Source organism: Actinomadura sp. NPDC049382 (assembly GCF_040677125.1).
GTDB classification, from domain to species: domain Bacteria; phylum Actinomycetota; class Actinomycetes; order Streptosporangiales; family Streptosporangiaceae; genus Spirillospora; species Spirillospora geliboluensis.
The window spans coordinates 1-9,414 of sequence record NZ_JBFARO010000207.1 but is presented as its reverse complement, the minus strand read 5'-3'; the positions used below and the strand labels follow the sequence as shown (position 1 = coordinate 9,414).

Annotated in this window: 9 protein-coding genes and 1 pseudogene; 1 reads left to right on the top strand and 9 read right to left on the bottom strand. The window is 75.0% G+C overall.

Annotation, left to right across the window (positions count from 1 at the left end):
* From mshC to AB0K34_RS44925, 8 genes are all read right to left on the bottom strand, one after another.
* A partial coding sequence (mshC, locus tag AB0K34_RS44960) for a cysteine--1-D-myo-inosityl 2-amino-2-deoxy-alpha-D-glucopyranoside ligase (protein WP_364554630.1) occupies window positions 1-1,071 on the bottom strand: 1,071 nt, incomplete at its 3' end.
* 106 nt (window positions 1,072-1,177) lie between these two features.
* Window positions 1,178-2,122, bottom strand: coding sequence for an ABC transporter permease (locus AB0K34_RS44955; protein WP_301178064.1), 945 nt, complete (start codon window positions 2,120-2,122; stop codon window positions 1,178-1,180).
* Window positions 2,123-2,129: 7 nt separating this feature from the next.
* Window positions 2,130-3,113: an ABC transporter permease gene (locus tag AB0K34_RS44950; protein WP_301178065.1), complete on the bottom strand. Its 984-nt coding sequence runs from the start codon at window positions 3,111-3,113 to the stop codon at window positions 2,130-2,132.
* Window positions 3,110-4,876: an ABC transporter substrate-binding protein gene (locus AB0K34_RS44945; RefSeq protein ID WP_364554628.1), complete on the bottom strand. Its 1,767-nt coding sequence runs from the start codon at window positions 4,874-4,876 to the stop codon at window positions 3,110-3,112. Before AB0K34_RS44945 ends, AB0K34_RS44950 begins: the two co-directional genes overlap by 4 nt.
* A gap of 153 nt (window positions 4,877-5,029) precedes the next feature.
* Entirely contained in the window at window positions 5,030-5,794 is a 765-nt protein-coding gene (locus tag AB0K34_RS44940) for an NRDE family protein (protein ID WP_301178067.1), read from the bottom strand.
* 63 nt (window positions 5,795-5,857) lie between these two features.
* Window positions 5,858-6,649: an SCO1664 family protein gene (locus AB0K34_RS44935; protein ID WP_301178068.1), complete on the bottom strand. Its 792-nt coding sequence runs from the start codon at window positions 6,647-6,649 to the stop codon at window positions 5,858-5,860.
* 53 nt (window positions 6,650-6,702) lie between these two features.
* Window positions 6,703-7,251 (bottom strand): DUF3090 domain-containing protein, encoded by a 549-nt coding sequence (locus AB0K34_RS44930; protein ID WP_138639990.1) that lies wholly within the window; start codon window positions 7,249-7,251, stop codon window positions 6,703-6,705.
* A gap of 10 nt (window positions 7,252-7,261) precedes the next feature.
* Complete coding sequence (locus AB0K34_RS44925) at window positions 7,262-7,975, bottom strand: MSMEG_4193 family putative phosphomutase (protein WP_138639991.1); 714 nt, start codon at window positions 7,973-7,975, stop codon at window positions 7,262-7,264.
* A gap of 58 nt (window positions 7,976-8,033) precedes the next feature.
* Between AB0K34_RS44925 and corA the strand changes: the two genes are divergently transcribed.
* Entirely contained in the window at window positions 8,034-9,014 is a 981-nt protein-coding gene (gene corA, locus AB0K34_RS44920; RefSeq protein WP_138639992.1) for a magnesium/cobalt transporter CorA, read from the top strand.
* Between the two features lie 46 nt (window positions 9,015-9,060).
* Here the strand turns inward: corA and AB0K34_RS44915 are convergent.
* Window positions 9,061-9,414: pseudogene (locus AB0K34_RS44915) on the bottom strand (hypothetical protein); the annotation flags it as partial.

Genomic DNA, 9,414 nt, shown 5'->3' with positions numbered 1-9,414 from the left:
CGCGGCGGGCGCGCCGGACGGGCGGGCGGCGGCCGCGCGCCACCGGGCGAGGCGGCCGGCGGCCTCCTCCAGCGCGGCGCCGGTCCACTCCCAGTCGGCGCGGTAGTGCCGGGCCAGCAGCGCCAGCCGGATCGCCATCGGGTCGGCGCCGGCCTCCCGCAGCTTCGACACGAACACCAGATTGCCGCGCGACTTCGACATCTTCTCGCCGTCCAGGCCGACCATCCCGGCGTGGACGTAGGCGCGGGCGTGGGGGCGCTCGCCGGTGGCGACCTGGGCGTGCGAGGCGCTCATCTCGTGGTGCGGGAACGCCAGGTCCGAGCCGCCGCCCTCGACGTCGAACGCCATGCCGAGGTACTCCACGGAGATCGCCGAGCACTCCACGTGCCAGCCGGGGCGGCCCTCGCCGAACGGCGACTCCCAGCCGGGCTCGCCGGGGCGGCGCGCCATCCACAGCAGCGCGTCGAGCGGGTCGCGCTTGCCGGGCCGGTCCGGGTCGCCGCCGCGCTCGGCGAACAGCGGCGCCATGGCGGCGCGGTCCAGCCGGCTGACCGCGCCGAAGGACGGGTCGGCGGCGACCGGGAAGTAGACGTCGCCGTCGACCTCGTAGGCGGCGTCGCGGCCGCGCAGCTTCTCGATCATCTCCACCACGAGGGGGATCGCCTCGACCGCGCCGATGTACTGGTCGGGCGGCAGGATCCGCAGCGCCGTCATGTCCTCGCGGAACAGCTCGATCTCCCGGTCGGCGAGGGCGCGCCAGTCCTCGCCGGTCTGCTGGGCACGTTCCAGCAGCGGGTCGTCGACGTCGGTGGCGTTCTGCACGTAGTGGACGCGGTGGCCGAGGTCGCGCCAGACCCGGTTGACGAGGTCGAAGGCCAGGTAGGTGTTGGCGTGGCCGAGGTGGGTGGCGTCGTAGGGGGTGATGCCGCACACGTACATCCGGGCGGTGTCGCCGGGAGCGGTGGGGCGCGCCGTGCCGGTGCCCGTGTCGTGGAGGCTCAGCGGACGGTCGGCGGCGGGCAGGCCCGCGGCGGGCAGGCTGGGGACTTCGGAGGCGGGCCACGATCGCATACCGAAAGCTTATCCATGCGCAGCTCGCGCGCTTACTCCGAGATCATGTGATGTGTCCCCCGGTGCCGGGAGCGCCCGCCGGGCGGGACGCGCCGGGCGAGGCCCGTCAGGCGAGGCGGACGCGCGGGTCCAGGACGGCGTAGCCGACGTCCACCACGAGGTTCGCGACGGTCACCGCGAACGTCACCAGCAGCGTCACCCCGATGATCACCGGGGTGTCGCCGGCCGCGATGGACTGGTAGACCAGCTGCCCCACGCCCTGCAGCCCGAACACCTTCTCGGTGACGATCGTGGAGCCGATCAGGGCGCCGAGGTCGATGCCGAGCTGGGTGGCGACCGGGGTCAGCGCCGCCCGCAGCGCGTGCCGGCGGACGACGCGGCCTTCGGACAGGCCCTTGGCGCGGGCCGTGCGGACGTAGTCCTCGCCGAGGACGTCCAGCATGGCGCCGCGGGTGAGGCGCGTGTAGGCGGCCATCATCAGGAACGCCAGCGCGAACCACGGCAGGACCATCCGGCGCAGGAAGTGCTCCTGCAGCGGCGGGCCGGCCTCGAAGACGTGGACGCCGCCCGCGCCGAGCCCCGCCGTGAACAGGTACAGCAGCGCCAGCGCCATCACGAACGGCGGGGTGGACAGGCCCGCCGCCACGAACACGGTGACGGCCCGGTCCCACGGGCCGCGGGCCCGCGCGGCGCCGGACACCCCGGTGGCGACGCCGCCGGCGAACCACAGCACCGCCGCGCCCGACACCAGGCACAGCGTCGTCGGGAGCCGCTCGCCGATCAGCTCCGTGACCGGCGTCCCGTTGACGTAGGAGTCGCCGAGGTCGCCGCGCGGCAGCCGCGCGAGGAACTCCCAGTACTGGACGAGGAGGGGCCGGTCCAGGCCGAGGTTGGCGCGGATCTGGGCGAGCGTCTCGGCGGTCGCGCGGGGGCCGCCGATGACGTGGTCCACCGGGACGGGCGACGCGTGCAGCATCACGAACGTCATCGTGGACACCAGCCACAGCACGACGGCCGCGTACAGCACGCGGCGCAGGACGAACCGGGGCACGGGCGGGTCACCTCCCGGCGGCGGCGCGGTCGCCGCGGGGGTCGAGGGCGTTGCGGACGCCGTCGCCGAGCAGCGTGAACGCCAGCGTGGTCGCCAGCAGCAGGCCGCCGGGGACGGCGAGCAGCCACCACGCGGTGCGGAACACGTCGCCGCCCTCGGCGAGCATCGACCCCCAGCTCGGCATCGGCGGCCGCACCCCGACGCCGAGGAACGACAGCGTCGCCTCCGACACGATCGAGGACGGGATCAGCAGCGAGGTCAGCACGGTGATCTGCGCGGCCAGGTTCGGCAGCACGTCGCCGACCATGATCCGGGCGTTGGAGGCGCCGAGCGCGCGGGCCGCCTCGATGAACTGCCGCTCCTTCAGCGACAGCACCTGGCCGCGGATGGTGCGGCCGTAGGCGGCGAACGAGAAGAACGCGATGACGAGGACGGTCATGGCGAGGCTCGCGCCGGGCGAGGAGATCCGGAAGGTGCTCGCCAGCATGATCGCCACGAGCAGGTAGGGCAGCGCGAGGATCATGTCCATCAGCCGGGCCAGCAGCGCGTCCAGCGCGCCGCCGGCGAACCCGGCGAGGGTGCCGGCGAGGGTGCCGGCGGCGGAGGCGAGCACCGCCGCGCCGATCCCGGCGGTCAGCGAGATCCGCGCGCCGTAGGCGGCGCGGACGAGGACGTCGCGGCCGAGCTGGTCGGCGCCGAGCGGGAACCGGGCGCCGGGGCCGCGCGGCTGCCCGCCCGCGTCCAGCCCGGTGCCGGGGAACGTCGCGTCGTAGGGGTGGCCGGTCAGGTGCGCCCACAGCGGCGCCAGCGCCGCGAACGCCATGACGGCCAGCAGCACGGCGAGGGCGGCGAGGGCGGTGCGGTCGCGGCGGAACCGGTCCCAGGCGAGCCGGGACGGGCTGCGCCCGTGCACCGGCTCCGGGACGGCGGCGTCCGCGGCGGTATCGGGCGGCGGCGGCCTGCGGGTGCCGAGGTCGGCGTAGCCGGTCATGAGAACGTGACCTGGTTGAGGTCGTAGGCGCGGTACTGGGGCAGGTAGCGGGCGTTCTCGACGCGCGCGGACCGGAAGATCGGGGTGCGCGGGTTGATGAGCGGCACGACCGGGGCGCTCTCCATGATGCGGCGGTCGGCCTGCGCCCAGAACCCGGACGCGTCGGCGACGTCGCGGGCGCCGAGCGCCTGGTCGATGAGGCGGTCGACGGCGGGGTCGTCGAAGCCGCCGTAGTCGGTGGAGTTGGGGCCGTAGTGGCGGCCGTCGAACAGCGGGACGATCGTGGTGCGGCCGTTGTTGCCGTACCAGTCGGGCACCCAGCCGGGCGCGGCGATGTCCCATTTCCCGGCGCGGGCGTCGGCGGGGGTGGCCAGGGTCGAGGAGTAGAAGGCGCCGCTGGTGTCGGGGCGGGTCTCGGTGGCGATGCCGCAGGCGGCCAGGTCGTCGGCGATGGACCGGGCGGTCCGCGGGTGGTTGCCGCTGACCCGGTAGGGGAAGCGGAGCGTCAAACCGCGGGGGTAGCCGGCGCGGGCGAGCATCCGCCTGCAGGCGGCGGGGTCGCCGGCGTCGCCGGGCGTCGGGTACAGGTCGAACTCCTGGTGGCCGACGCTGCGCGGCGGGATGACCTGGTGGAGGACCTCGGCGATGTCGGGGCCGCCGTGGATGCGCACCACCGCGGCCTTGTCGACGGCGTAGCTGATCGCGCGCCGGACCTCGACCTTGCCGAGGGCGCCCCCGTTGTTCGGGCTGAGGGTGTTGAAGACGAGGTAGGGGCTGAGCGCCGAGCCCTCCATGACCGCGAAGCGGGCGTCCTCGCGCAGCCGCGGGATCGCCGCGGACGGGACCGGCTGGTCCCAGGACAGGTCGGCGTCGCCGCTCTCCAGCAGCCGCTGCACCTCCTCCGGGGAGTCGTGGCCGAGGGTGATCTCGATGCGGTCGGGGTGCTGCGCGCGGATCGGGTCGGACGCGGCGCGCCAGGTGCGGTTCCTCTCCAGGACGTACCGCTTCCCGGGCGTGTAGGAGGTGATCTGATAGGGGCCGTCGGAGACGGTGTGCCGCCGGAACTCGGGGCTGTCGGGCACGTAGCGGTCGTACTCGGCGGGCGCCGCCGCCGCGAACTCCAGCGCGAGGAGTTCGGGGAAGTCGCTCGCGGGCCGCTCGAGCGTCACGACGAGGGTCTTGGAGTCCGCGGCGGCCAGCCCCGCCACGTCGGTGGTCCGCTGGTAGCGGGCCATGGCGGCGGCGGTGCGGGGGTCGACGTCGGCGTAGCCGGCGCAGAACTCCGCCATCCCGGCGATGGTCTCGGTGTAGTAGGCGCGGCCGCCGGACGGGACGGCCGGGTTGCAGACCCGCTTGATGCCGCGGACGAAGTCGGCGGCGGTCACCTCCCGCGGCGGGTCGGTGTTCCACCGGACGCCGTCGCGGAGCCTGATCGTGTAAGTGCGGCCGTCGGGGCTGACGCCGCCGTTGCCGGGGGTCGGGACCTCCAGCGCCACGTCCGGGCGCACCTTGGCGGCCTCGGCGAAGTCTCCGGACGCCGCGAACCCGAACAGGGTGCGGGCGTACTGGCGGGCGAGCAGCCCGCTCCAGGTGCTGTAGGCGGCGGCGGTGTCGAGGTGGTCGACGTCGGAGGAGCCGGCGACCCGCAGCGTCCCGCCCGCGACGCCCCGCTCCTCGCCGCCGCAGCCCGCGGCCGCCGCCGCGAGCACCGCCGCCAGCAGCGCCGCCGCGAGACCGGCCGCGACCGCCCTCCCCCGCGCCACCCTCGACGAAGATCGCATTAAGTAGCCAATTTAGCACCCAGCGTCACCCGTCCGCAGGCGTTCGCGCGACACCGCGCGAAGCACGCCGAACGGGGCCGGATGGACTGGGCTGACGCGGCCCGCGCGCGGCCGTCCAGCCCTACACCCCCGTCCCTACAGGACCCGGGTCCAGGCTTCGCCGTCGCCGGGGGCGGCGGAGAAGTCGTACCGGACGCCGTCCGCGCGCAGCGCGGTGAGGCTGACCGACGTGGTGCCCCACACCCGGCCCTCGCCGAGGTCGAGCAGCGGCAGCAGCGCCCGGTGGTCGGCGCGCGGCAGGCCGTCGCCGTTCAGCAGCGGGAGCCAGGCGCCCCAGGCCCGCTCCACGGGCTCGTCCGGGCCGGGCTCGGGACGCGGCGCGGCGGCCAGCCGGGGCCGGAAGTGGGCGAGCCGCGCCGCCATGTAGGCGTCCTCGGTCTCCCCCTCCAACTGCCCCTCGCCCTCCAGCCCGCTGTTGACGATCATGTGCAGCCCGGGGCCGAGGTTGCGCTCGGCAAGGGCCTCCCCGTTCCAGCTCCACAGCCGCACCCGGTCCGGTTCCGCGCCGACGAGGTGGAACGGGTCGTAGGCGGCGAGGCCGGGGTCGCCGAGCTTGCCGTCGGCCGCGACGCGCAGCGGCAGTCCCCCGCGCGAGGACCGGGCGGCCTCGGGCGCCATCCGGCCGCGGCCGTTCAGCACGACCGCGACCCGCGGCGCCTCCGGGTCGACCGCCAGCCACGTCCCGCCCGCGCGCAGGTCGCGCCCGCCGACGAGGCGCGGGCGGTCCGGCCAGTGGCGTCCCGGTCCGGTCCACTCCCGCGCGACGAACTCGTCCCGCACCCCGACCACGAGGACGGGCACGGGGGACGACGGCTCGACGCTGATGATCGCCGTACACATGCCCCAATTGGAGCATCCCGCCGGTTTCGTCCGGCGGCCGGGGGCCGGGGATGGGGCGGAGGGCTAGAGCGGCGGCCAGGGGATGGCGGGCCAGTCCTCCGGCGGGTAGGGGTGGATGCGGTGCTTGAGCATCAGCTCGACGCGGCGGCGGGTGGCGTCGACCTCCTCGGCGGTGAGCAGCTCGGCGAGGCGGGCGCCGAGGGCGCCGCCGCGCAGGCCGGCCTCGACCCGGCCGAGCGCCTCCAGCGCCTCGGGGGTGAGCGGTTTGCCGCGCCACTGCCACAGCACGGTGCGCAGCTTGTACTCGGTGGAGAAGCAGACGCCGTGGTCGCAGCCGTAGACGTGGCCGTCGCCCGGCGGCAGCAGGTGCCCGATCTTGCGGTCGGCGTTGTTGACGACGGCGTCGAACACCGCCATGCGGCGGATCGCCTCGTCGTCGGAGCGCGACAGCGCGACCAGGTCGACGTCGGGGTCGGGCTCGACCCACAGCTGCACCATGCCGGGCCCGTAGGGGCCGTCGCGGTGGACGGTCGGCGGGACGGTGCCCCACCCCATGACCTTGGACACCTCGTAGGCGGCGACCTCCCGCTCGGCGAGGGTGCCGTCGGGGAAGTCCCACAGCGGGCGCTCCCCCGCGACGGGCTTGTAGACGCAGTTGGCGGCGGTGCCGCCGTCCTCGATGGAGCAGTACAGGGTGGCGTTGGACGCCTGGACGAGGCGGCCCTCCACGCCGAGCCGCCCGGCCGACAGCAGCCGCTCGGCGGCGGCCGCGTCGCGGGGGGAGACCGGGCGCGCGGGCACGTCCCGGCCGGCGTCGCGGCCGGCGGGCGCCCGGTCCCGGGAGGACTGCGTCATGCGTTCATTCTCCCGGCCGCGTCGTCCATGATCCAGCACGATGAGGGCTCATCTCAGCCCATGTAGCCGTTCTGGCGCGGGCACACGTGCCCCTCGCCGTCCAGCGGCAGGCCGCACAGCGGGCACGGGGGGCGTCCGGCGGCGACGACCTTCAGCGCGCGCTCGGCGAACGCGCGCGCCTGCGCGGCGCTGATCCGCACCCGCAGCACCGCGATCGCCGGGTCGTCCTCGCCGACCTCGGGCTCCTCCTCGGACTCGGTGACCTCCTGCGCCTCGATGACGACCTGCTCGTCGTCGGGGTCCCAGGCGAGCGCCATCGTGCCGACCCGGAACTCCTCCTCCACCGGCTGGTCGAGGGGGCCGTCGTCCTGGAGCTCGGCGGGGGTGACGGCGGGCACCGGGGCGTCGCCGCCGCTGCGCCGCAGCACCTCGTCCAGCAGCTCCTCCAGGCGCTCGGCGAGTAGCGTCACCTGGAACTTCTCCAGCCCGACGCTGGTGACCCGGTGGCCGGAGCGGGCCTGCAGGTAGAAGGCGCGGTCGCCGGGGCGGCCGACGGCGCCGGCGACGAAGCGCTCCGGCGGGTCGTAGGAGATGACGGGCATGACACCGACCCTACGCGCCGCCGCCGACGGGCGCGTCACCCGCACCGAGTCCGGCTTTTCCGGAACCTTCCGCCGGCGGTCGCGGAACCAGCGCGGCGACATCGCCGCCGGTGTCGTTGACGCGGACCACGAACGGGCGCGTCTCGGTGTAGCGGATCACGGTGAGGGACGCGGGGTCGGCCTGGATCCGCTGGAACTGGTCCAGGTGCAGGCCGAGCGCGTCGGCGACGACGGCCTTGATGATGTCGCCGTGGCTGCACACCGCGTAGAGGGCGTCGGGGCCGTGCTCGGCGGCGACGCGCTCGTTCCAGTCGCGGACGGCGGTGACGGCGCGGTGCTGCGCGGCGGCCAGGGCCTCGCCGTCCTCGCCGGGGAAGCGGACGGCGCTCGGGTGGGCCTGCACGACCCGCCACAGGGGCTCCTCGGCGAGCTCCTTGAGGGGGCGGCCCGTCCAGTCGCCGTAGCGGACCTCGCCGAACCGGTCGTCGGTCTCGACCTTCTCGATGGGCGGGGCGTGCCCGGCGGCGAGCGCCGCGGCGGTCTCGGCGCACCGCTGCAGCGGGCTGGACACGACGGCGGCGATCGGGAGCGGCGCGAGCCGGGCGGCGAGCGCGGCGGCCTGGGCGCGGCCGCGGTCGTCGAGGCCCACCCCGGGCGTCCAGCCGGCGAGCACCGGGCCGGTCATCGCGGTCAGGCCATGCCTCACCAGGAGAAGGGTCGTCACAGCGGCCACTCTAGGAGATGCCGGGCATTCAGGCGGCGGGCGGCGCGGATGCGCGACAATGCGTGCCGTGATCGTGGACAAGGCCATCTACGCGGGCGGGACGCGCCGCGACATCGACGGCGACATCAGCGACGCGTTCGACCTGGCCCGCGAGGACGGCGAGTGCTTCCTGTGGATCGGCCTGTTCGAGCCCGACGAGGACGAGTTCGAGCTGGTCAAGGACGAGCTGAACCTGCACCCCCTGGCCGCCGAGGACGCGGTGTCGGCGCACCAGCGGCCGAAGCTGGAGCGCTACGGCGACACCCTGTTCGTGGTGCTGAAGACGCTGTCCTACCTCGACGAGACCTCCGACATCGAGGTCGGCGAGATCATGGTCTTCCTCGGCCGGGACTTCGTCGTCACCGTCCGGCACGGCGCCGGGAACCCGCTCGGGCCCGTCCGCAAGCGGCTGGAGGAGGACGCGGAGCTGATCGCGCACGGCGCGACCGCCGTGCTGTACGCGGTGTGCGACGAGGTCGTCGACCGGTACGGGCTGGTCGCCCACGAGGTGGAGGTCGACATCATCGGACTGGAGCGGGCCGTGTTCGACCCGGGCGCCCGCGACGTCACCGCCGCCATCTACTCGCTCAAGCGGGAGGTGCTGGAGTTCCGCGGCGCCGAGGACCCGCTCGTGCCAGTGCTGCAGGAGATCGTCAAGGGCCGCGTCGCCGAGTGCGGCTCGACCCGCGAGTACTTCCGCGACGTCCTGGACCACCTGCTGCGCGTGGACGAGCAGGTCGACGCGCACAACGAGCTGCTGAACAGCGTGCTGACCGCGCATCTGGCGCTGCTCGGCAAGCAGCAGAACGAGGACATGCGCAAGATCTCCGCGTGGGCGGCGATCATCGCGGTGCCGACCGCGATCGCGGGGATCTACGGGATGAACTTCGACCACATGCCCGAGCTGCACTGGAGCTTCGGGTACCCGCTGGTCATCGCGGTGATGGCCGTCGCGTGCGTGCTGCTGTTCCGGCGGTTGCGCAAGAGCGGCTGGCTCTGACGCCCCGCGCCGGGGGTCCAGGCCGCGGGGAACTAGGCCGCAGGGGCTAGGCCGGGGGCTGGGACGCGTCGTCGCGGGAGGGCGTCGGGGCGGCGAGCAGGACGGCCCACAGGTGCGACTCGGCGCCCCGCGCCTCCAGCCGCCGCCGCATCCGCTCCACGCCGCCTCGCGTGGGCAGCGCCAGCCACACCAGCAGCGGGTAGCCGACGGCGAACCCGGCGAGGAACACCGCCTCGCTGTTGCCGGCCATCGCCAGCGGCAGCCCGAGCAGGATGACGCCCTCGGCCAGCGCGAACCGCAGCAGGACCGCCTGCCGGAACACCAGCAGCGCCGCGCGGGCCGCCACCGCCGGGTCGGCGGGCGCGGCGCCCGGCGGGATCGGCCGCGGCGCGAGCGGGCC

Excerpts from the sequence above, each read along its gene's own strand:
- AB0K34_RS44950 (WP_301178065.1), bottom strand. The coding sequence starts at position 3,113 with ATGACCGGCTACGCCGACCTCGGCACCCGCAGGCCGCCGCCGCCCGAT.
- AB0K34_RS44940 (WP_301178067.1), bottom strand. The coding sequence starts at position 5,794 with ATGTGTACGGCGATCATCAGCGTCGAGCCGTCGTCCCCCGTGCCCGTC.
- AB0K34_RS44935 (WP_301178068.1), bottom strand. The coding sequence starts at position 6,649 with ATGACGCAGTCCTCCCGGGACCGGGCGCCCGCCGGCCGCGACGCCGGC.
- AB0K34_RS44930 (WP_138639990.1), bottom strand. The coding sequence starts at position 7,251 with ATGCCCGTCATCTCCTACGACCCGCCGGAGCGCTTCGTCGCCGGCGCC.
- corA (WP_138639992.1), top strand. The coding sequence starts at position 8,034 with ATGCGTGCCGTGATCGTGGACAAGGCCATCTACGCGGGCGGGACGCGC.